Here is a 22,109-nt window from a genome sequence, read left to right as displayed (position 1 = left end):
CCAGAAGCATCACACGAAGAACGACTCATCCAGAAGGAGACAACTCATGAAACCAGCCTTCCAGACCGCGCTCAAGCTATTTGGCGCCAGCGCGACCGCATGTGCCGCGTTGAATGCATCGGCCGCGACCGTCACGATTGCAGCCCTCAACAATCCCGACATGATCGAGCTGAAGAAGCTCTCGTCGAACTTCGAGCAGGCCAATCCGGACATCAAGCTGAACTGGGTGATTCTCGAAGAAAACGTGCTGCGCCAGCGCGCCACGACCGACATCACGACGAACAGCGGCCAGTTCGACGTGATGATGATCGGCACGTATGAAACGCCGCAATGGGGCAAGCGTGGCTGGCTCACGCCGATCACCGGCCTCGCCGCCGACTACGACCTCAACGACGTCGTGAAGACCGCGCGTGACGGCCTGTCGTACAACAACCAGTTGTACGCGCTGCCGTTCTACGTCGAAAGCTCGATGACGTTCTACCGCAAGGATCTGTTCGCGGCGAAGGGCCTGAAGATGCCCGACCAGCCGACCTATGACCAGATCAGGGAATTCGCCGACAAGCTCACCGACAAGGCGGGCGGCACGTACGGCATCTGCCTGCGCGGCAAGGCCGGCTGGGGCGAAAACATGGCGTACGTGACGACGCTCGTCAACACGTTCGGCGGCCGCTGGTTCGACGAAAAGTGGAATGCCCAGCTGACCTCGCCGGAATGGAAGAAGGCCGTGAACTTCTACGTCGACCTGCTGAAGAAAGACGGCCCGCCGGGAGCCAGCTCGAACGGCTTCAACGAAAACCTGACGCTGATGTCCTCGGGCAAGTGCGCGATGTGGATCGACGCGACGGTCGCAGCCGGCATGCTGTACAACAAGGCGCAGTCGCAGGTGGCCGACAAGATTGGCTTCGCCGCGGCGCCGACGGCTGTCACGCCGAACGGCTCGCACTGGCTGTGGTCGTGGGCACTGGCGATTCCGAAGTCGTCGAAGCAGCCTGACGCCGCGAAGAAATTCATCTCGTGGGCAACCTCGAAGCAGTACATCGAACTCGTCGCGAAGGATGAAGGCTGGGCCTCGGTGCCGCCGGGCACGCGTCAGTCGACGTATGCGCGCCCCGAGTACCAGCAGGCCGCGCCGTTTGCGAGCTTCGTGCTGAAGGCAATCCAGTCGGCTGATCCCAACCATCCGACGGCGAAGCCCGTGCCGTACACTGGCGTGCAGTTCGTCGGCATTCCGGAGTTCCAGTCGTTCGGTACGGTGGTCGGTCAGAGCATCTCGGGTGCCGTCGCGGGCCAGATGACGGTCGATCAGGCGCTCGCGGCCGGTCAGGCCACCGCCGATCGCGCCGTGCGTCAGGCGGGCTACCTGAAGTGATAGCGACGTAACCCGCAGTCAAAGCGCCGGCTGACGTTCACGCGTCAGCCGGAACGCAGCAGCACAGCGGGCCGCCTGCAGCTTCGTGGCCCGCGAACTACCCGACAGGTGGTCCGATCATGCGTCATCTGCGCCTTCCTCTCATGCAAGTCCATCCCCAAACCGAAAAGGAACGCGAGACCCGCAAGGCGGCGTCCGCACGATGGCTGGTTTCGCCATCGTTTGCCGTGCTGCTGTTGTGGATGGCGATTCCGCTTGCGATGACGATCTGGTTTTCGTTTTCGCGCTACAACCTGCTCAATCCCGATGTGAAGGGTTTCGCGGGCCTCGACAACTACAAGTATCTCGCCAGTGATCCGGCCTTCGGACCGTCGATCCTGATCACGCTGGAGCTGATTGGCTCTGTGCTGATCATCACCGTGGTCGGCGGCATCCTGATGTCGGTGCTGTTCGACCGCAAGTTCTACGGCATGGGCGTCGCGCGCCTGCTCGCGATTGCGCCGTTCTTCGTGATGCCGACGGTCAGCGCGCTGATCTGGAAGAACATGATCCTGCACCCGGTGTACGGGCTCGTCGCGCAGGGCATGCGTGCGATCGGTCTCACACCGATCGACTGGTTTGCCAACTATCCGCTCACCGCCGTGGTGATGATCGTCGCGTGGCAGTGGCTGCCATTCGCGTTCCTGATCCTGTTCACGGCGATCCAGTCGCTCGACCAGGAGCAGAAGGAAGCGGCGCGTATCGACGGCGCCGGGCCGTTCTCGATGTTCTTCTTCATCACGCTGCCTCACCTGAGGCGGGCGATCGCGGTCGTGGTGATGATGGAAACGATTTTCCTGCTGTCGATCTTCGCCGAAATCTACACGACGACGGGCGGCGGTCCGGGCACGGCGACGACCAATCTGTCGTACCTGATCTACTCGCTCGGCCTGCAGCAGTTCGACGTCGGTCTGGCTTCCGCGGGCGGGATTCTCGCCGTGGTGCTCGCGAATATCGTGTCGTTCTTCCTCGTGCGTATGCTCGCGAAGAACCTGAAAGGGGAGTACGAAAAATGAGCCAGCTTGCTGCCACTTCCGCTGCATCTGCTTCGTCGATCAATTCGCCGGCGGCGAAGCTTCGACGCAGCATCCCCGGCATTCTTGCGTGGCTCGTCGCGCTGCTGCTGTTCTTCCCGATCTTCTGGATGACGATCACCGCGTTCAAGACGGAGCAGCAGGCATACGCGTCGTCGCTCTTTTTCATCCCGACGCTCGACAGTTTTCGCGAGGTGTTCGCGCGCAGCAATTACTTTGCGTTCGCATGGAATTCGATCCTGATTTCGGCGGGCGTGACGGTGCTCTGCCTGCTTCTCGCCGTGCCGGCTGCCTACGCGATGGCGTTCTTTCCGACCCAGCGCACGCAGAAAATGCTGCTGTGGATGCTGTCGACGAAGATGATGCCGTCCGTCGGCGTGCTGGTGCCGATCTATCTGCTGTGGAAAAACACCGGGCTGCTCGACACGGTGTCCGGCCTCGTGATCGTCTATACGCTCATCAACCTGCCGATTGCGGTGTGGATGTCGTTCACGTATTTCGCGGAGATACCGCGCGACATTCTTGAAGCCGGACGCATCGACGGTGCGGCGACCTGGCAGGAAATCGTCTATCTGCTGATGCCGATGTCGTTGCCCGGCCTTGCATCGACGGCGTTGTTGCTTGTGATCCTGTCGTGGAACGAAGCGTTCTGGAGCATCAACCTGTCGAGTTCGCACGCGGCGCCGCTGACGGTTTTCATCGCTTCGTATTCGAGTCCTGAAGGTCTTTTCTGGGCCAAGCTCTCGGCGGCTTCGCTGCTGGCAGTCGCGCCGATCCTGATCGTCGGCTGGCTGTCGCAGAAGCAGCTGGTGCGCGGCCTCACCTTCGGGGCGGTCAAATGAGGGTGTCGAATCACGCGCTCATCTGCGATTGCGATGGTGTGCTGATCGACAGCGAAGCGATCGCCGCGCAGATGCTCGTGCACGAACTGGAATTGCGCTGGCCCGACGCGGATGTCGCGCCTGTCCTGATGCCGTTGCTCGGCATGCGCACCGAGCACGTGCTCGATGCGACGGCGGCGCATCTCGAGCGCACGCTGAGCGCCGCCGATATCGAGGCGATCCGCGCAGCGGTGAGCGCCGGTGCGATGGAAGCGCCGCTCGTCGAGGGCATCGTCACCGCGCTTGGCGAGATTCCACTGCAGAAGGCCTGCGCGAGCAACAGCAATACGGCTTATGTGCAGGCGGTGCTGGCGCGCACGGGGCTCGTCGAATTTTTCGGCGACCGCGTGTTCTGCGCCGACAGCGTGGCGCTGCCGAAGCCCGCGCCGGATGTTTATCTGGCGGCGGCGCGCGGTTTGAATCTCACGCCGGACGCGTGTCTCGTGGTCGAAGACAGTGTGACGGGCGTGAGCGCGGCGAGCGCGGCTGGCATGACCGTGATCGGCTTTATCGGCGGCGGTCATGCGAACGAAGCGCAAATCGAGGCACTGCGCGCAGCCGGCGCGGTGCACGTGTTCGACGACATGCGGCAGTTGCCGGGATTCGTCACGCAATGGATGGAGCGCGTTGCCATTGGCTCGCATTGAAGCCGGACAGCCAGCGAAGCGGCGCGCACGATTAACATGAAAGTGGAAGCATCAGCAGCACCTTCAGGAGACACATCATGGCAAGCCTGACCCTGCGCGGCATCGCAAAGCGCTACGACGAAACCGAAGTGATGCGCAACATCAACCTCGACATTGCGGACGGCGAGTTCGTCGTATTCGTGGGGCCGAGCGGCTGCGGAAAATCGACGCTGATGCGCATGATCGCCGGCCTCGAAGACATCAGCAGCGGCGACCTGAACATCGACGGCGTGCGCGTGAACGATATTCCGCCGGCCAAACGCGGCATCGCGATGGTGTTCCAGTCATATGCGCTCTATCCGCATATGACGCTGTACGACAACATGGCGTTCGGCTTGAAGCTCGCCGGCACGAAAAAGCCGGAAATCGACGCGGCCGTGCGCAACGCAGCGAAGATCCTGCACATCGACCATCTGCTCGACCGCAAGCCGAAGCAGCTGTCGGGCGGACAGCGTCAACGTGTTGCGATTGGCCGCGCGATTACGCGCAAGCCGAAGGTGTTCCTGTTCGACGAACCGCTGTCGAATCTCGACGCGGCGTTGCGCGTGAAGATGCGCCTTGAGTTCGCGCGCCTGCACGATGAGCTCAAGACGACGATGATCTACGTGACGCACGATCAGGTCGAAGCCATGACGCTCGCCGACAAGATCGTCGTGCTGTCGGCGGGGAACATCGAGCAGGTCGGCAGCCCGAACCGGCTGTATCACGCGCCGGCGAACCGCTTCGTCGCGGGCTTCATTGGCTCGCCGAAGATGAACTTCTTCGAAGGCACGGTGCAGTCGGTCGCGGCCGATGGCGTGACGGTGCGCTACGACACGGGCGAAACGCAGCGCGTGGCCGTGGAGCCATCGAAGGTGAAAGAGGGCGACAAGGTGACGGTCGGTATCCGGCCCGAACACACGCATGTGAATTCGGGCGAATACGGTGTTTCGGTGAAAACGATGGCGGTCGAGTCGCTCGGAGATGCGGCGTATCTGTATGCCGAATCGAGCGTGGCGCCGGACGGTGTCATCGCGCGCATTCCGCCGCTGGAGCGCCACGATCGCGGCGAAACGTTGAAGCTCGGCGCGACGCCGGACCACTGCCATCTGTTCGACGCGAACGGTCAGGCGTTCGAGCGCAAGATCATCGAAGTGCTGGCGGCCTGAGGGATTTCGATGTTTCGCGGCGCGGTGTTCAAGGCCGCCGCGCTGCAGAACTGAGCCGGGCAACTGACTGCTGCGCCGTCTGCCGTCTCCTCGGCGGCGCAGCTTTTTTAGCGCTTGCGGGCCGGCTTGTCCGTCTCCTGCGTGCCGTCTTCGAGTGCCGCGCGCGCACAGCGTTCGTCGGTCACGAGACCCGACAGCCAGCCACCCTTCAACGCCGCGATGACCGCATCGCGTTTGCGCTCGCCACCCGCAAAGCCGATCGTCGGCCGTTTCGGCGGCGAATCCAGATAGAGGCTCGTGACGCGGTTGCCCGTCGGCGACACAACGCGCGCGCCCGATGCGTTGATCGGCAGCCCGAGCATTTCGGCGACCGCGCCGCGCTGAACGAGATCCTTCACTTCCGCTGACGTGATGAAACCGTCCTCATGCAACGGACAGTTCGGCCCGATATTGCCGATCCCGACAAACGCGACATCCGCCGACCCCGACAGCGATTCGACGATGCGATACAGCCGGTGATTGACCCACTGCGCGCGCTCGGCTTCGTTATCGGCGATGAGCGGCGCGGGCAGCAGAAAATGCTTGCCGCCGGTTTTCTCGGAGATGTGCAGCGCGACGTCGTAGCGGTTCGACGAGCCGTCCTGCGCGATCGCGCCCACCATCGACACCAGCCGGTGCTGCGGACGGTCCAGTTGCGCGATCTGGTCGACGGCGGCCTTCAACGTACGCCCGCTGCTCACCGCGACGATCATCGGCTTTTCTTCGAGCAGATAGCGCTCCATCACCTGCGCACCCGCGACGGCGAGTTTGCGGTCGATCTCTTCGGGCGTATCGTCGTCGACCGGGACGATTTCGCAGAACGACAGCCCGTAGCGCTTCGACAGCTGGTCGGCAAGCGCCAGGCAATCCGCGAGCTGATGATCGACGCGCACGCGGATCAGGTTCTTCTCGACCGCAAACGCGACGAGCCGCTGCGCGACCGGGCGCGACACCTGGAGCTTTTCCGCAATCTCGTTCTGTGTGTTGCCCGCGACGTAGTAGAGCCACGCGGCGCGGGTGGCGAGATCGAGTTTTTCGGTTGATCTGGACACGATGGATCTTTGACGTGAGCGGCTTGCGCCGCGTGACAGGGTTCGGTGCGTCGATGAACGGGAGTGGATCGCGTGCCGATGATAACAGTCGCCTTTCTACAAACAGTTGCGCGTCCAGGCGATGGACGCACTCACTCACATCAATGGCTCACGCAAGCGGCTCGCGCGCCGGATCGAAGAGCGGCCGCACATGTCGGTAAAGCGCGCGATACGTGTCGAGCCGCGCGCGCAGTGCGGCATGCCGTTCCGGGTCCGGCGTGAATTCGATTTCGACGGGCGGCTTCGTGAGCACCGTCGACGGGTCGCCGCCGGCCGCGAGCCAGCCGAGCCGTGCGGCACCGAGCGCCGCGCCGGTTTCGCCGCCGCCATGCTTGCGTGTCGGTGTATCGAGCGCGTCGGCGAGCAGTTGGGCCCAGTAGTCGCTGCGCGCACCGCCACCGATCAGCGACAGCGCACGCGCTTCGGTGCCGGCGGCACGTAGCGCGTCGAGGCCGTCGGTGAGCGCGAGCGTCACGCCTTCGAGTACGGCGTAGCCGAGCAGCGCGCGATCGGTGGCGTGCGTCATGCCGAAGAACACACCCTGCGCGTACGGATCGTTGTGCGGCGTGCGTTCGCCGGAGAGATAGGGCAGAAAGAACGGCGCGGTTGCGAGCGCATCGGGCGGCAACGCGGCGACCTCGGCGAGGAGCGTCGGTTCGTCGGTCGAGGTGAGCTTGCAGACCCAGCGCAGACAGCTTGCCGCCGAGAGCACGACGCTCATCTGATGCCAGCGGTCCGGAATCGCATGACAGAACGCGTGTACCGCCGACGCCGGATTCGGCCGGAAGCGATCGCCGACCACGCACAGCACGCCCGAAGTGCCGAGCGATACGAAGCCGTCACCCGGCTGGATTGCGCCGATGCCGATCGCGCTCGTCGCGTTGTCGCCACCGCCGGCCGCCACCACGACGCCATCCTGCAGGCCGAACTCGCGCGTTACTTCCGGGCGCAACGTACCCGACGACGCGCTGCCTTCTTCAAGTCGCGGCATCTGCGCGCGGCGCATGTCGCACGCGGCGAGCAACGCGTCGGACCAGTCGCGCTTCGCGACATCGAGCCACAGCGTGCCGGCCGCATCGGAAGGATCGGACACCTTCTCGCCCGTCAGCATCAGACGCAGGTAATCCTTCGGCAGCAGCACGCAGGCCGTCTTGCGGAAGAGTTCGGGTTCGTGCCGCCGCACCCACAGGAGCTTCGGCGCGGTGAAGCCCGGCATCGCGAGATTGCCTGCGATGCGATGCAGGTCCGGCGCACGCGCGGTCAACTCGTCGCATTCGTCGACGCTGCGCATGTCGTTCCAGAGGATGGCCGGCCGCAGCACGCGATCTTCTGCATCGAGCAGCACGGCGCCGTGCATCTGGCCAGAGAGACCAATGCCGCGGATCTGCGCGAATTCGTCGGGATGGTGCTGGCGCAGCACGGCGAGCGCGGCACGCGTGCCGTCCCACCAGTCGGCCGGGTTCTGCTCGGCCCAGCGCTGATGCGGACGCGAGACGGTGAACGGTGAACCCGCAGTGCCGATCACGCGCCCGGTGGGCGCGAGCAGCAGGACTTTTACTTCGGACGTGCCGAGGTCGATGCCGAGATACATGGGCGCGGAACCTTCGTCATTGGAATGCGCTACTTTATCCGCACATGGCAGCCGTCGCCATGCGCATTAGACCTGGCTCGCGTGCATGCACTTCGCGATGGTGTTGCTACGTCACGTGCCTTGCCTGGCGCGCGGTTTCAGCCTCGCTTTGCAAGCCACGCATCGACGCGGCCCAAAGCGGCCCGCAGCATGTTCTCGAGCTTCGGTGTCTGCGCCATGCTGCCCCACAGCAGACGATCGGCGCAGAACGCCTGTAGCGGGTCGGGCGCGGCGAAGAAGCCGCGAGCGACGCGCTCGTCCATCACGCCGTCCTGATAGGCATACGGCAGCTTGCCCGCCTGCCAGCGGTCGAGGAAACGGAAGAAGAGCGCAGGCAGCATCGCGGTGGCCGCCGGTTCGACGCCGCGCGCGAAGCACTCCGACAGCGTGGGCGCGATGAAGCCTGGAATCTTCGAGAAGCCGTCGGCGGCGACGCGCTGGTTCGTGTCCTGGATGAACGGATTGCTGAAGCGTTCCAGCACGACATCGCGATAGCGTTCGAGGTCGAGCGGGCTTGGCGTGAGACACGGGATCACGTCCTGCGTGACGTAGTCGTACGCGAATTTCTGGATGTCGGCGTCGATTGTGCCTTCGTGGATATAGCGCAGGCCGACGAGCGTGCCCGCCCACGCGATGCAGCTGTGCGTCGCGTTCAGAATGCGGATTTTCGCTTCCTCGTAAGGCAGTACCGAGTCGACCAGTTCGGCGCCGACCTTTTCCCACGCGGGACGTCCGGCGCGGAAGTTGTCTTCGATCACCCACTGGATGAACGCTTCGCCCATGACCGGGCAGGCATCGTTAAAGCCGGTCGCGGCGAGCACGCGTTCGCGGACGTCGTCCGTAGGGCGGGGCGTGATGCGATCGACCATTGAATTCGGCGAGCTCGTATTAGCATGGAACCACGTCTTGAACGCGACATCGCCGCGCCGCTCCAGAAACTCGCTCATGCCCGCGTGAAAGCGTTCCCCGTTGCTGCGCAGGTTGTCGCAGGTCTGCAGCGTGACAGGGCCGGCATTGCGTTTCATCCGCGCTTCGAGGATGGCCGCGAGCGCCCCGTAGATGGTGGTGCGGCCGCCCTTGAGGTCGGCAGCGAGATCGGCGTTGGCGGTGTCGAGGTGGTCGTGTTCGTCGAGGTAATAGCCGCCCTCGGTGACGGTGAACGCGATGATCCTGCACGCAGGATCGGAACCGGCTTCGACGAGCCCTGCGAGATCGGCCGACCATGGCAGTACGCGTTCGATCGAGCGGACGGTCTCGTAGGCGCGCTCGCCGTGCGGTGTCACGGTTTCGAGCGTGTAGGCGCCGTCCTGCGAGTCTAGCGCCTGCAGCACGGCGTTCATGTCGCCACGGATATTGCCGACGGTCAGCGACCACTTCGGATCGCCGGCCGCACGCGCTTCGTTGAGCCGGTGCAGATACCACGCCTGATGCGCGCGGTGAAACGATCCCGCGCCGATGTGCAGGATCACCTGGACGTTCGCGTCGCTGCTCATACTCTGTCTCCTGTCGACCAGAGTTGGTGCAAAGCACTTACTCTGGTCCCACGCAAGATGGTTGTTGTCTGGCGCGCACGTCTTCGAGCCGGCGCTTTTGTCGATGCAAGAGCATTTGCTCTGTGTGTGAACGAATGATCGTATCCGGAGAATCGAAAGTCAAGGCAATGCGGGGCGCTTTCTGTGGCGCAGCGCGGCGTGAAAGGCTTTCCGGGCGTTACGGGTGGCGGTGTGCAGTGCGCAACGCGCGCGCCGGAGGCCGGCTGCTGCGATGCGTCAAATTTGACCTTTCTCGCGTTAGTGCTTACCCCGATGCAAAAAAGTATCAGTAAGGGGTTTCATTTTGAGTGGAGCGAAACGCGTTTGACGGCTACTTTTCGCTATACAAGACTAGGTCCCGCGGCGCACTGTGCAGGAAGCACCGGCGCAGGTCGCAGCAGCCCCATGGAGGAAGACACAGGATGATCGCCACCGCTCCGGCATCAAAGGCCGTTCCCCGTCTGCAACGGATTTGGCATGCGGCAGCCGCCGCATGAAGCGTACGCGAAGTCATCAGGAGGGCTCCGTGCAACCCGATCTCGAACTGGTAGCCGTGCGCCGCGACGAGTCGTTCAAGGTGTGGTCCCACGGTTATCCGTACCGCACCGTGCGCTGGCACTTTCATCCTGAATACGAGATTCACCTCATTACCGCGACGACGGGCAAGGTGTTCGTCGGCGACTACATCGGCAGCTTTGCGCCAGGCAATCTGGTCATGACGGGACCGAACCTGCCGCACAACTGGGTCAGCGAAGTGCCGCGCGGCGAATCGGTCGAGCAGCGCTGTCTCGTGCTGCAGTTCGGTGCCGATTTCATCGCGAAGTGCATCGATACGTTTCCCGAGCTGAGACACATCGAAACGATGCTCGAAGATTCGCGCTCAGGCCTGCTGTTCGCCGGAGCGACCGGTGAGGCTGCGAAACCCGTTCTGCTGGAACTGCTTCAGGCCCATGGATTCCGGCGCATCACGCTCTTCCTGCAACTGCTCGAACTGCTCGCGCAGTGCACCGAACGCAGGACGCTTGCGAGCGCGACGTGGCAATCCGATCCGTCCGGCTATGCGTCGACGCGTATCAACCACGCGCTCACGTATATCGGCAAGAATCTCGCGCAGCCGATGCGTGAAGCCGATCTCGCGCAGCTGGCCGGGCAAAGCGTGAGCGCATTTTCCCGCTATTTCCGTCGTCACACCGGCCTGCCGTTCGTCCAGTACGTGAACCGGCTGCGCATCAACATGGCGTGCCAGCTGCTGATGTCGGACGAACTGAGCATCACCGACATCTGCTATCAGGTGGGCTTCAACAACCTGTCGAATTTCAACCGGCAATTCCTGTTGCTGAAAGGCATGCCGCCGTCGAAGTTCCGCGCATACCAGCAGCTCAACGCAGCGAGCGCCGTCGGGCCGGAGATACCGCCGCCGATGCGCACGCAAGCCGTGGCGTCATTCGCCGCCGGGTGACGGTACTCGCCCGGCTCCGGCCGCGTGTCTTAAAGCACCGTACGCACGTGCCACAGCTCAGGAAACAGCACGACGTCGAGCATTTTCCGCAGATACGGCGCGCCACTCGTGCCGCCCGTGCCCTGCTTGAAACCGATGATCCGCTCGACGGTCGTCACGTGCCGGAAACGCCACTGGCGAAACGCGTCTTCCAGGTCGACCAGTTCCTCCGCCATCTCGTAGAGTTCCCAGTGCTGCGACGGATTGCGATATACCTCGAGCCACGCCGCTTCGACCGATTCGTCGTGCGTGGTGGGTTGCGTCCAGTCGCGTTCGAGCCGCGCCGGGCTGATCGCGAAGCCGCGGCGCGCGAGCAGCCGGATCACTTCGTCATAGAACGACGGCGCTTCGAGCGTCGCCTGCACTTCGGCGAGCACATCGGCGCGATGCGCGTGAGGCTTCAACATCTGCTCGTTCTTGTTGCCGAGCAGAAATTCCAGTTGCCTGTACTGGTAAGACTGGAAGCCCGATGATGCACCGAGCCAGGGCCGCATCGCGGTGTATTCGGAAGGCGTCATCGTCGCGAGCACGCTCCAGGCCTGCACCAGCTGTTCGAGGATGCGCGACACGCGTGCGAGCATCTTGAACGCGGGCGGCAGTTTGTCGCCATGCACGGCGGCGAGCGCGCCGCGCAATTCGTAGAGCGCGAGCTTCATCCATAGCTCGCTCGTCTGATGCTGGATGATGAACAGCATCTCGTTGTGATCCGGCGAAAGCGGATGCTGTGCCGACAGGATCGAGCCGAGCGACAAATAGTCGCCGTAACTCATCGACTTCGAAAAATCGAGTTGCGCGTCGTGCCAGCCTTCGGTGCTGGAAGGCGGAACGTGCGGTGCGTGGGTGCCTGCGGCCGCGCCATGTCCAAACGGACAGCCCTGCGCAGGTTCGTCGCCGGGCAACTGCATGTGGTCAGTCATTGCGTGCTCCTCAGGTCACCGCACCGCGCGTCGCGAATTCGGGCGCGCGCCAGGTCTCGTTCGCGAGCACGTCGCGCAGCGTTTCGACTGCATCCCACACGTCGACGTAGCGCGTATAGAGCGGCGTGAAGCCGAAGCGCAAAACGTGCGGCTCGCGATAGTCGCCGATCACGCCGCGGGCAATCAGTGCCTGCATGACTTCATAGCCGTTCGGATGCTCGAAGCTCGCATGCGAGCCACGCTTTGCGTGCTCGCGCGGCGTGACAAGCGTCAGCGGAAATTCCTTGCAGCGCGATTCGACGAGTTCGATAAAGAGATCCGTCAGCGCCAGCGACTTCTTGCGGATCGCCTGCATGTCCGTTTGCAGGAACACGTCGAGACCGCATTCGACAAGCGCCATCGAAACCATCGGCTGCGTGCCGCACAGAAAGCGGCCGACGCCGTCGTCCGGGCGGTACGTCGGGTTCATTTCGAACGGCGCGCGATGTCCCCACCAGCCGGAAAGCGGCTGCGAAAACGCGTTCTGATGCCGCTCGGCGACCCACACGAATGCGGGCGAGCCGGGGCCGCCGTTCAGATACTTGTATGTGCAGCCGACGGCGTAGTCCGCGTTCGCGCCGTTCAGATCGACCGGCACCGCCCCCGCCGAATGGGCGAGATCCCAGAGCGCCAGCGCGCCTTTTTCGTGGATCAACTTCGTCAACGCGGGCATGTCGTGCATGTAGCCGGTGCGGTAGTTCACGTGCGTGATCATCACGACGGCCGTGTCGTCGCCCAGCGCGGCCGGCAGTTCCGACGGATCGTCGATCAGCCGGAGTTCGTAGCCGCGGTCGAGTTGTTCGATCAGACCTTGCGCGATATACAGATCGGTCGGGAAATTCGAGCGCTCCGACACGATCAGGCGGCGCTTCGGATCGCGACTGTCCTGCAGTCGCAACGCCGCGGACAGCAGCTTGAAGAGGTTCACCGAAATCGTATCGGTGACGACGACTTCGTTTTCGTTCGCGCCAATCAGCGGCGCGAGCTTGTTGCCGAGGCGTCGCGGCAGCGCGAACCAGCCGGCGCTGTTCCAGCTGCGGATCAGGCCTTCGCCCCATTCGGCGGCGATGACGGTCTGCGCGCGCTGCGCGGCGGCGGCCGGCGCGACGCCGAGCGAGTTGCCGTCGAGGTAGATCGCGGCGGTGGGCAACGCGAATTCGTCGCGCAATGCGGCGAGCGGGTCGGCGCTGTCGAGCGCCACGGCTTCTTCACGGGTATTCATGGTGATCCAGTCAAAAAGTGAATCGGTTTAGCGGCGTGCGGTCCCGACGGGACGCGAACCTCACAGCGCACGCAGCACGGCGCGTACCGGGCTCGCATCGAGCGTGGTGAATTTGAGCGGCAGCGCGATGAGTTCGTAGTCGCCTTCTTCGACGGCATCCAGCACGATGCCTTCGAGAATCGCCATCCGGTGCGCCCGGATACGGTGATGGGCGTCCATGGTCTTCGACGTCTGCGGATCGAGCGAAGGCGTATCGATGCCGATCAGCTGGACGTCGCGCGAAGCCAGCAGGTCGATCGTTTCCGGCGCCACCGCGCAGAACGCGCTGTCCCACGTGGTGGTCGGCGCGCGTCTGTAGGTGCGCAGCAGCACGCGTGGCGGCAGCGTTTCGTCGAGATCCAGCGCGGCGGCGATGTGCGCGGGCGTCACCCGCGGCGCGGCGCCGATGCAGTGAATCACGCGGCAGCGCCCTATATAGGCGTCGAGCGGCACTTCGCCGATTGCCGCGCCTGCGGCGTCGTAATGCAGCGGCGCGTCGGCATGGGCGCCCGTGTGCGGCGACAGTGTCATCCGCGCAACATTCACCGGCGAGCCGGCCTCCATACGCCAGAGACGCTCGATGCCAACCGGCGTGTCGCCCGGCCAGACGGGCGTTGCGGGGTCGATCGGCGGGGTGATATCCCAGAGTCCGTCCATGTCTCCATCGTCATGTCTGTCCAATCCTGGAATGATAGGCGCGACCCCGTGAAATGTGATTGCGAAAAAATCACCTTCTTTGGCCTGTCCTGGAACATAATTTGAGATAAATGGGAAAGGGAGACCGAATATGAACGCGATCTCGCTCGACGCCACCGATTGCCGTATCCTGGCGGTGCTTCAGCATGAGGGACGGATCAGTAACCTCGATCTGGCCGAACGGATTTCGCTGTCCCCGTCCGCCTGTCTCAGGCGGTTACGCCTGCTGGAAGAGCAGGGCGTCATCGAACGTTACCGCGCGTGCCTGAACCGCGAGGTGCTGGGTTTCGAGCTGGAAGCGTTCGTGCAGGTGTCGATGCGCAACGACCAGGAGAACTGGCACGAGCGTTTCGCGGCGGCGGTGCGGGACTGGCCGGAGGTGGTCGGCGCATTCGTCGTAACGGGGGAGAGCCACTACGTGCTGCGCGTGCTGGCGCACAACCTCAAGCACTATTCGGACTTCGTGCTGAGCCGGCTGTACAAGGCGCCCGGCGTGATGGACATTCGCTCGAATATCGTGCTGCAGACGCTCAAGGAAGATTCAGGCGTGCCTGTTGAGCTGGTTTCCGGTGCAAGCCACACCGTGGCAACGGCGAAGTAACCGGGGCGCCCGATGTCGGTGGCGAGCGCCCCCTGGTTCGCGGGGCACCCGTTTTCGCTCAGAGCGGTCCGAGCCCGTGGAAATTACCGTTCTGGAACACGAGCGGCTGGGTTTCGCCCGCCTCGTCGATGAAACCGCAGCGCTCCACTTCGCCGACGAAGATCACGTGATCGCCTTCTTCGTAGCGGCTGCGGTTGTGGCACTCGAACCATGCGAGCGCGCCGTCGAGCACGGGCATGCCGGAGTCGCCGGCCGCGTGCGAAACGCCCTCGAAGCGGTCGCCCTTGACGGTCGCGAAGCGTTTGCACAGGTCGAGCTGCGACGCCGCCAGCACGTTCACCACATAGTGACTGTTTTCGCGAAACACGGGCATCGAAGCCGAGCGGGTCGCGAGACTCCACAGCACGAGCGGCGGCGTCATCGAAACCGAGTTGAATGAACTGGCGGTAATGCCGATGAGCTTGCCGGACGACGCACGTGTGGTGATGACCGTGACGCCGGTGGCGAACTGGCTGAGTGCGCGCCGGAACGCAACCTGATCGAAATTGGGCGGGCTCGCGGATTTCATCGGGCGAGTGCTCCGGATACCGGTAGTTCGGACGGTGCGGGCGGTGCGAATGCAGCGCGACGGGCAGGAAGAATTGATTCGAAAGTCATGTAGAAAATTGGCGAATTGCCCCAATTCTATCGGAATCGCGGGCAGGCCAGCCGCGCACCTCTGCCAGCATTCGCAAAAGCCGCTAAGCTGGACGGATTCCGCTGGAATCGCTGCGCGGGCGGCGCGTGCGGCGCAGCAACAAAGAAGGAGTGTTCAGCATGAGTCAGGCAAGTGAAACCGCCACCCTCGGCGGCGGATGTTTCTGGTGTCTGGAAGCGGTCTATCTGGGTGTCGACGGCGTGAACGCCGTGGAATCCGGCTACGCGGGCGGCCAGGTCGACCAGCCGACCTACGAACAGGTCTGCGACGGCGATACGGGCCATGCGGAAGTCGTGAAGGTCGACTTCGATCCGTCGAAGATCAGCTACCGCGAGATTCTCGATATTTTCTTCGCGATCCACGATCCGACGCAGTTGAACCGCCAGGGCAACGATGTCGGCACGCAGTACCGGTCGGTGATCTTCACCCACTCGGATGCACAGCATGACGTGGCGGAACAGGCAATCCAGGAAATCGCCGCCGAAGGCATCTACGACGGCAAGATCGTCACGCAGGTGCTGCCGCTCGACGGCAACTACTTCCCGGCCGAGGCGTATCACCAGAACTACTTCGCGCAGCATCCGGATCAGGGCTATTGTGCGTTCGTCGTCGCGCCGAAGGTCGCGAAGTTCCGGCAGAAGTTCGCGCACCGCATCAAGGCAGGCTAACCGGGGGCGTCGCCGTTCATCGATTCCTGTCGCCGCTGGCGACAGCTTTGCGATCGTGAAGCCGGACAGATGCGCGGTGCTGCCCGCGCTCTGCCGGGTGTCAGCGCATCACTGCGACCTGTCGTACATATAGCGCCGCGACCACGGCAGCGTTTTCGCGCTGCGGCCGGCCTTGCGGCAAACCACCTGGAAGATCGAGACGTCGTCGTTTTCGAAAGCGTACGCACAACCGGCCAGGTACACGCGCCAGATGCGGAATTTCTCGTCATCGACGAGACTGCGCGCCGCATCCGCATGCGCTTCGAAATTCTCCGCCCAGATATCGAGCGTGCGCGCATAGTGCCGGCGCAGGCTTTCGACATCGACCGCTTCCAGCCCGCCACGCTGCATCGCTTCGAGCGCGAGACTGATGTGCGGCAACTCGCCGTCGGGGAACACGTAGCGGTCGATGAACTCACCGCCGCCGAGCGCCGTTTCGCCGCTGTTGTAGTCGGTCGAAGTGATGCCGTGATTCATCGCGACGCCGTCGTCGGCGAGCAGATCGTGCATCTTCTGGAAATAACCCGGCAGATTCTTGCGCCCTACGTGCTCGAACATGCCGACGCTCGTGATCCGGTCGAACTGGCCTTCGATGTCGCGATAGTCCTGCAGGCGGATTTCGATCTGGCCTTCGAGGCCAGCCGCTTTCACGCGCGCTGTCGCGAGATCGAACTGGTTCTGCGACAGCGTCACGCCCGTGCACCGCGCACCGAACTTCTGCGCGGCGCGTAGCACAAGCGCCCCCCAGCCGCAGCCGATGTCGAGCAGACGCTGGCCTGGCTGCAACTGGATTTTCGTCAGGATGTGATCGATCTTCTTGATCTGCGCGGTGGCGAGATCCTCATCGCCGTTCTCGAAGTACGCGCATGAATACACCATGTTGTCGTCGAGCCAGAGCTTGTAGAACTCGTTCGAGACGTCATAGTGATACTGGATCGCCTTTTTGTCGGACGTTTTCGAGTGCGTGAAGTAGCGTCGCACGCGCGCGAGCTTGCCGGCGCTGGTCACCGTGCTCCGGGCGAGCGAATAGCTCACGTTGATGATGTCCGACAGCTTGCCTTCGATGTCGATCTTGCCCTTCACGTACGCCTCGCCGAGATTGTCGAGGCTCGGTTCGAGCAGATACGGCAGCGCGGTCGCGCTCTTCACGTGCAGCGTGACCCGGGGCGCGGCGAACTGCCCGAAGTCGTGCTGCTGGCCATCCCACAGCACCAGACGTGCGGGCACGTTGGCCGTGCTTCTTACACTTTCTACCCACTGCGCCAGCTTCTTCTCCCAGAACATGTGATTTCTCCGTGTCCAATGAAATCAAAGCAAAGCCCGTAGATCGCTGTGTGTCGCGGCGTGACTCCAGTGCCCGAATGAACACGCAATCCGGCCGGTCGACGCGGCCGCCCGTTTCGGGCGTTCCGCGCACCGGCATTCGTTAAATCATCAAGGCGACAACCGCGCGATCTGCCATTCGCCAGCGGTGGTACGCGTGTACAGCAAACGGTCGTGCAGACGCGACGGCCGTCCCTGCCAGAATTCAATGGCGTCCGGCGCGAGCCGGTAACCGCCCCAATGCGGCGGACGTGGCGGGTTATCGCCAAAGCGTTCGCTGAAATCGCGCTCACGTGCTTCGAGCACGGCGCGGCTTTCAATTACCTGACTCTGTTCGGATGCCCAGGCACCGATGCGCGAGCTGGCCGGGCGGGACGCGAAGTACGCATCGCTTTCGGCTTCGCTCGTCCTGACGACGGTGCCCTCGATACGCACCTGACGCTCGAGTTCGATCCAGTAAAAGAGCAGGCTCGCGTGCGGGTTTTCCGCAAGCGCACGGCCTTTGCGGCTTTCGTAGTTGGTAAAGAAGGTGAAGCCGCGTTCGTCCACGCCCTTGATCAGCACGATACGTGCCGAAGGGCGGCCGCGACCGTCGACGGTCGCAAGCGTCATGGTGTTCGGTTCGGGGAGCTTTGCGTCGAGGGCCTGCGCGAACCACGTGTTGAACTGCCGGATCGGGTCGCGGTCGACGTCGGCTTCGTCCAGCGAACCGAGCGAGTAATTCTTCCGGAGTTCGGCGAGGGTCGTCATGTTCTTATGCGAGCGCTACAGTGAGGCCAGTATAGCGAAGGAACGAAATTTCTGCGTTGTGCCCTGTCAACGTGGGGACACTGCCTCGACGGACGCCGCGCCTTCCGTCACCGACCCGAAAGCAGATGTTCAGGCAGAATACCGGCAGCGCTGTCCGGCCTGCCATGGCCGCATGTCAACCCGCCATCCACGCAGCACACGCTGTTTCAAGCCCGTATCCGCCAGGTCCCCGATCATGTCCACGCCGCACGCAACCGTTCCTTCCGACGCATCACCCGATGTTACTACCGGCATCGACGGGCGTGAATCCGCCGATCACGTCCGGCGTTTCGGCGGCATCGCGCGGTTGTACGGCGTGCCGGCGCTGGCTGCGTTCGAGCGTGCGCACGTGGCGGTCATCGGTATCGGCGGCGTCGGATCGTGGGCCGCCGAGGCGCTGGCACGCAGCGCCGTCGGCACGCTCACGCTGATCGATCTCGACAATGTTGCCGAGAGCAACACGAACCGGCAGATTCACGCGCTCGACGGCAACTATGGCAAGCCGAAAGTCGAGGCGATGGCCGGGCGCATCAAACTGATCAATCCGCAGTGCGACGTGCGTCTCGTCGAGGACTTCATCGAGCCGGACAATTTCGCGTCGGTGCTGGGTGGCGGCGGTTTCGACTATGTCGTCGATGCGATCGACAGCGTACGCACGAAGACCGCGCTGATCGCCTGGTGTGTGGCGCAGAAGCTGCCGCTCATTACGGTCGGCGGCGCGGGCGGTCAGCTCGATCCCACGCGCATCCGTATCGACGACCTTGCGCTGACAATCCAGGATCCGCTGCTCTCGAAAGTGCGCGCGCAGCTGCGCAAGCAGCACGGTTTTCCGCGCGGTCCGAAGGCGAAGTTCAAGGTGAGCGCCGTGTATTCCGACGAGCCGCTGATCTACCCGGAAGCCGCCGTCTGCGATATCGACGAGGAAGCGGAGCACGTGAGCACGTCGCCGGGACATACCGGGCCGGTCGGGCTCAACTGCGCGGGCTTTGGCTCAAGCGTGTGCGTGACGGCGAGTTTTGGATTCGCCGCGGTCGCGCACGTGCTGCGCGCGTTTGCCCAGCAGGCAAGCGCGAAGTAATCGCCAGTGTGAAGCGGCCGGATGCGCCGCACGCGTAAAAAACGCGACCCGTGGGTCGCGTTTTTTATGATGCCGGCTGTGAACGCAAATGCAGACGCGGTCGATCAGTTCAACGCCGCGCTCAGCTTGCGACGCCACTGCGCGACGAGTTCCTGCTGATGCGCCGCGAGATCGAACACCGAGAGCATCGTCTTGCGGCCGATGTCCTCGCGGAACGTGCGGTCGCGCTGCACAATGACGAGCAGCTGCTCCAGCGCCTCGGCGTACTTGCGTCGCGCGATGAAGGCGCTTGCCAGATCGAAGCGCGCTTCCAGATCGTCCGGCTGCGCGGCAACGCGTGCTTCGAGCGCATCCGTGGGCGGCAGGTCGGCGGCGGCGTCCACGGCGTCAAGCCGCGTCTTGATCGCATTGAAGCGGGCGTCGATGCCCTGCGTCGTTTTCGGCGACAGCAGATCGACCTCATTGCGCGCTTCGTCGAAACGGTTCTCCGAGAGCAGCAGTTCGATCAGGTCCATACGTGCGTCGTCGTAACCTGGATCGAACGCGAGGGCCGCCTTCAGATGATCGTGCGCGTCCTCCAGGCGCCCTTCGGCGATGGCGATCTGTGCGTTGCCGCGTTCGGCATCGGCGGAATCCGGCACGAGGCGATCGAGAAACTCGCGCAACTGGCCTTCCGGCAGTACGCCGACGAACTGGTCGACCGGGCGGCCATCGGCGAACGCCACGACGTGCGGAATGCTGCGCACCTGGAAGTGCGCGGCGAGTTCCTGATTCTCGTCGACGTTCACCTTCACGAGCTTCCATTTACCTGCGTATTCGGCTTCAAGCTTTTCGAGCATCGGCCCGAGCGTCTTGCACGGGCCGCACCACGGCGCCCAGAAATCGACCAGCACCGGTGCGAGCGTCGAGCCTGCGATCACGTCTTTTTCAAATGTGGCCAGCGTGGTATCCATTGCGTCCTCGTCGGAAAAACTGTCTCGGAACAAAGTGGGGACGTTTATCCCGAATTCAATGTCAGGTCAGGGGGCCTTGCGTTCGGGCAACGGAATCCATTCCGTCTCGCCTGGCACCTGGCCCATGTCCTGGTTCGTCCAGGCAGTTTTTGCACGCTCGATCTTCTCGCGCGAACTTGCGACGAAATTCCATTCGATGAAGCGCTCGCCTTCGAGTTTTTCGCCGCCGAGGAGCATCACGGTTGCGCCTTTCGCGCTCGCGAGCGTGACCGTTTCACCCGGCGTCAGCACGGCCATCTGGCCGGCCTCGAGCGACTCGCCGTCGATCTGCAGATCGCCTTCCACAAGATAGACGCCGCGCTCGTCGTGTTCGGGTTCAAGTGCGAACGCGCTGCCCGGCGTGAACGATGCAGCGACGTACAGCGTGCCGGAGAAGGTCGTCGTCGGCGCTGCGTGACCGAACGCGGTGCCGGCGATCACGCGCAGTGTGACGCCGTTGCGTTCGATCTCCGGCAGCGTGGCGGCCGCGTGATGTTCGAACGACGGTTCGTCGTCTTCGTGCGCGAGCGGCAGCGCGACCCACGTCTGGATGCCGTGCATCGCCAGGCCGCGACCGCGGTCTTCGTCGGGCGTGCGCTCGGAGTGCACGATGCCGCGGCCGGCCGTCATCCAGTTCACGTCGCCGGGGACGATTTTCTGCTCCGAGCCGAGGCTGTCGCGATGCATGATCGCGCCTTCGAACAGATAGGTGACGGTTGCAAGACCGATGTGCGGATGCGGCCGGACGTCGAGCCCGACGCCGGGCGCGAGCGTAGCCGGCCCCATGTGATCGAAGAAGATGAACGGCCCGATGAGGCGTGCCGCCATCGCGGGCAGCACGCGCCGCACCGTGAGGCTGCCGACGTCGCGCAGATGGGGCTTGAGAACCGCTTTGATCGAAGAGGACATGGCGTGGGTTCCAGACGGGTGCGTTTGAGGGGACAGGTCATTCTAACGCCCGCGCGGGGCGGATGCCCGCTGGACGGAACCCCGCGTCGGCCGCGGCGCGCCACGACGGCGTCAGAAAAAGCGCAAGACTGGACATGTGCGCCACGCGTCACCTCGCAACCTGCGTGGCGCGCTCCGCTAAACTCCGGAGTTCGGAGAGCTAAACCTGAAGTGAAACCGGAACGAGAGGAAGCTGGAATGTCGCCGAAGGACCTTTTGCTGGCGCTGGTCGTCGTAGTCGCGTGGGGTATCAACTTCGTGGTGATCAAGGTGGGCCTGCACGGCGTGCCGCCGATGCTGCTCGGCGCGTTGCGCTTCCTGCTCGCCGCCGTGCCTGCCGTGTTCTTCGTCAAACGTCCGCAGGTGCCGCTGCGCTGGCTGTTCGCTTACGGCGCGACGATCTCATTCGGACAGTTCGCGTTTCTCTTCACCGCGATGTACGTCGGCATGCCGGCCGGACTGGCTTCGCTCGTGCTGCAGGCGCAGGCGTTCTTCACGCTGCTGTTCGCGGTGATGTTCCTGCACGAGCGGTTGCGTGTGCAGAATGTAGCCGGTCTGCTGGTCGCAGCCGCCGGTCTCGCGCTGATCGGCATGCAGGGCGGCCATTCGATGACCGTCGCGGGTTTTGTGCTGACACTGTGTGCGGCGGTTTCGTGGGCGCTCGGCAATATCGTCACGAAGAAGGTGGGGAAGGTCGATCTGGTCGGACTCGTGGTGTGGGCGAGCCTGATTCCGCCTGTGCCGTTTTTCGTGCTCTCGTATTACTTCGAAGGACCGCAGCGGATCGGCGCTGCGCTGACGGGTATCGGCGCCATGTCGATCTTTGCGATTGTCTACCTTGCGTTCATCGCGACGCTGCTCGGCTATGGATTGTGGAGCCGTCTGTTGTCGCGCTATCCGGCCAGCCAGGTCGCGCCGTTCTCGCTGCTCGTGCCGATTGTCGGGCTGGCGTCGGCGTCGCTGTTTCTCGATGAGCATCTGTCGCAGGCGCAGATCGCGGGCGCCGCGCTCGTCATGGCCGGTCTTGCGGTGAACGTGTTCGGTGGGTGGGTCGTGCAACGGTTCGCGGCGGCGCGCTGAGCGCCTGCCCGCAAGCAGCGAATGCTGGCGAGAC

The 22,109-nt window shown here is 63.6% G+C and carries 21 protein-coding genes; 10 read left to right on the top strand and 11 right to left on the bottom strand.

Features of this window, described 5'->3' with window-relative positions; translation table 11 throughout:
- Positions 1 to 46 precede the first annotated feature (46 nt).
- From LPA36_RS05610 to LPA36_RS05590, 5 genes are all read left to right on the top strand, one after another.
- Positions 47 to 1,369 (top strand): ABC transporter substrate-binding protein, encoded by a 1,323-nt coding sequence (locus LPA36_RS05610; RefSeq protein WP_228875149.1) that lies wholly within the window; start codon positions 47 to 49, stop codon positions 1,367 to 1,369.
- A 119-nt stretch (positions 1,370 to 1,488) separates the two neighbouring features.
- Positions 1,489 to 2,424, top strand: coding sequence for a carbohydrate ABC transporter permease (locus LPA36_RS05605; protein ID WP_407674217.1), 936 nt, complete (start codon positions 1,489 to 1,491; stop codon positions 2,422 to 2,424).
- Positions 2,421 to 3,284: a carbohydrate ABC transporter permease gene (locus LPA36_RS05600; protein ID WP_228875147.1), complete on the top strand. Its 864-nt coding sequence runs from the start codon at positions 2,421 to 2,423 to the stop codon at positions 3,282 to 3,284. The genes LPA36_RS05605 and LPA36_RS05600 overlap by 4 nt, the downstream gene beginning before the upstream one ends.
- Positions 3,281 to 3,970: an HAD family hydrolase gene (locus LPA36_RS05595; RefSeq protein ID WP_228875146.1), complete on the top strand. Its 690-nt coding sequence runs from the start codon at positions 3,281 to 3,283 to the stop codon at positions 3,968 to 3,970. Before LPA36_RS05600 ends, LPA36_RS05595 begins: the two co-directional genes overlap by 4 nt.
- Before the next feature lie 77 nt (positions 3,971 to 4,047).
- Entirely contained in the window at positions 4,048 to 5,157 is a 1,110-nt protein-coding gene (locus tag LPA36_RS05590) for an ABC transporter ATP-binding protein (RefSeq protein WP_228875145.1), read from the top strand.
- Between the two features lie 107 nt (positions 5,158 to 5,264).
- Here the strand turns inward: LPA36_RS05590 and LPA36_RS05585 are convergent, their stop codons facing one another.
- From LPA36_RS05585 to dalD, 3 genes are all read right to left on the bottom strand, one after another.
- Positions 5,265 to 6,248 carry a sugar-binding transcriptional regulator gene (locus LPA36_RS05585; protein WP_228875144.1) on the bottom strand — a complete coding sequence of 328 codons (984 nt, stop codon included), beginning with the start codon at positions 6,246 to 6,248 and terminating at the stop codon, positions 5,265 to 5,267.
- Positions 6,249 to 6,396: 148 nt separating this feature from the next.
- The gene (gene xylB / locus LPA36_RS05580) at positions 6,397 to 7,878 is read right to left on the bottom strand and encodes a xylulokinase (RefSeq protein ID WP_228875143.1); all 1,482 of its coding nucleotides are present in this window, start codon (positions 7,876 to 7,878) and stop codon (positions 6,397 to 6,399) included.
- Between the two features lie 137 nt (positions 7,879 to 8,015).
- Positions 8,016 to 9,410 (bottom strand): D-arabinitol 4-dehydrogenase, encoded by a 1,395-nt coding sequence (gene dalD / locus LPA36_RS05575; protein ID WP_228875142.1) that lies wholly within the window; start codon positions 9,408 to 9,410, stop codon positions 8,016 to 8,018.
- Positions 9,411 to 9,975: 565 nt separating this feature from the next.
- Here dalD and LPA36_RS05570 point away from each other — a divergent pair.
- On the top strand, positions 9,976 to 10,908 hold the full coding sequence (locus tag LPA36_RS05570; RefSeq protein ID WP_228875141.1) for an AraC family transcriptional regulator: 933 nt from the start codon (positions 9,976 to 9,978) through the stop codon (positions 10,906 to 10,908).
- A gap of 29 nt (positions 10,909 to 10,937) precedes the next feature.
- Here LPA36_RS05570 and kynA read toward each other — a convergent pair whose 3' ends face one another.
- Genes kynA through kynB form a run of 3 tightly spaced genes read right to left on the bottom strand, consistent with a single transcriptional unit; the run spans position 10,938 to position 13,821 of the window.
- Complete coding sequence (gene kynA, locus LPA36_RS05565; protein ID WP_228875140.1) at positions 10,938 to 11,864, bottom strand: tryptophan 2,3-dioxygenase; 927 nt, start codon at positions 11,862 to 11,864, stop codon at positions 10,938 to 10,940.
- A gap of 10 nt (positions 11,865 to 11,874) precedes the next feature.
- The gene (kynU, locus tag LPA36_RS05560; RefSeq protein ID WP_228875139.1) at positions 11,875 to 13,125 is read right to left on the bottom strand and encodes a kynureninase; all 1,251 of its coding nucleotides are present in this window, start codon (positions 13,123 to 13,125) and stop codon (positions 11,875 to 11,877) included.
- A 60-nt stretch (positions 13,126 to 13,185) separates the two neighbouring features.
- Positions 13,186 to 13,821, bottom strand: coding sequence for an arylformamidase (kynB, locus tag LPA36_RS05555; RefSeq protein ID WP_228875138.1), 636 nt, complete (start codon positions 13,819 to 13,821; stop codon positions 13,186 to 13,188).
- Between the two features lie 130 nt (positions 13,822 to 13,951).
- Here kynB and LPA36_RS05550 point away from each other — a divergent pair, with 130 nt between their 5' ends.
- Complete coding sequence (locus LPA36_RS05550) at positions 13,952 to 14,461, top strand: Lrp/AsnC family transcriptional regulator (RefSeq protein WP_228875137.1); 510 nt, start codon at positions 13,952 to 13,954, stop codon at positions 14,459 to 14,461.
- A gap of 58 nt (positions 14,462 to 14,519) precedes the next feature.
- Here the strand turns inward: LPA36_RS05550 and LPA36_RS05545 are convergent, their stop codons facing one another.
- The gene (locus LPA36_RS05545) at positions 14,520 to 15,029 is read right to left on the bottom strand and encodes a flavin reductase family protein (RefSeq protein ID WP_228875136.1); all 510 of its coding nucleotides are present in this window, start codon (positions 15,027 to 15,029) and stop codon (positions 14,520 to 14,522) included.
- Positions 15,030 to 15,277: 248 nt separating this feature from the next.
- Here LPA36_RS05545 and msrA point away from each other — a divergent pair, with 248 nt between their 5' ends.
- A complete protein-coding gene (msrA, locus tag LPA36_RS05540; protein WP_228875135.1) occupies positions 15,278 to 15,826 on the top strand; it encodes a peptide-methionine (S)-S-oxide reductase MsrA in 549 nt (182 codons plus the stop codon).
- A 108-nt stretch (positions 15,827 to 15,934) separates the two neighbouring features.
- Here the strand turns inward: msrA and LPA36_RS05535 are convergent, their stop codons facing one another.
- Complete coding sequence (locus LPA36_RS05535) at positions 15,935 to 17,149, bottom strand: SAM-dependent methyltransferase (protein WP_228875134.1); 1,215 nt, start codon at positions 17,147 to 17,149, stop codon at positions 15,935 to 15,937.
- A gap of 150 nt (positions 17,150 to 17,299) precedes the next feature.
- Positions 17,300 to 17,938 (bottom strand): pyridoxamine 5'-phosphate oxidase, encoded by a 639-nt coding sequence (gene pdxH, locus LPA36_RS05530; protein WP_228875133.1) that lies wholly within the window; start codon positions 17,936 to 17,938, stop codon positions 17,300 to 17,302.
- 235 nt (positions 17,939 to 18,173) lie between these two features.
- On the opposite strand from pdxH, the gene tcdA reads away from it, so the two are divergent.
- A complete protein-coding gene (tcdA, locus tag LPA36_RS05525; protein ID WP_228875132.1) occupies positions 18,174 to 19,055 on the top strand; it encodes a tRNA cyclic N6-threonylcarbamoyladenosine(37) synthase TcdA in 882 nt (293 codons plus the stop codon).
- 104 nt (positions 19,056 to 19,159) lie between these two features.
- Here tcdA and trxA read toward each other — a convergent pair whose 3' ends face one another.
- Together trxA and LPA36_RS05515 are read right to left on the bottom strand one after the other, a co-directional pair.
- Entirely contained in the window at positions 19,160 to 20,008 is an 849-nt protein-coding gene (trxA, locus tag LPA36_RS05520) for a thioredoxin (RefSeq protein WP_228875131.1), read from the bottom strand.
- Between the two features lie 66 nt (positions 20,009 to 20,074).
- Complete coding sequence (locus LPA36_RS05515; RefSeq protein WP_228875130.1) at positions 20,075 to 20,956, bottom strand: pirin family protein; 882 nt, start codon at positions 20,954 to 20,956, stop codon at positions 20,075 to 20,077.
- A 237-nt stretch (positions 20,957 to 21,193) separates the two neighbouring features.
- Between LPA36_RS05515 and LPA36_RS05510 the strand changes: the two genes are divergently transcribed.
- Positions 21,194 to 22,075 (top strand): EamA family transporter, encoded by an 882-nt coding sequence (locus LPA36_RS05510; protein ID WP_228875129.1) that lies wholly within the window; start codon positions 21,194 to 21,196, stop codon positions 22,073 to 22,075.
- Positions 22,076 to 22,109 lie beyond the last annotated feature (34 nt).

It is taken from the genome of Paraburkholderia saeva (genome assembly GCF_907164555.1).
GTDB lineage: Bacteria > Pseudomonadota > Gammaproteobacteria > Burkholderiales > Burkholderiaceae > Paraburkholderia > Paraburkholderia saeva.
The sequence above is the reverse complement of the archived record's forward strand: the minus strand, read 5'-3'. Positions and strand labels throughout refer to the sequence as shown.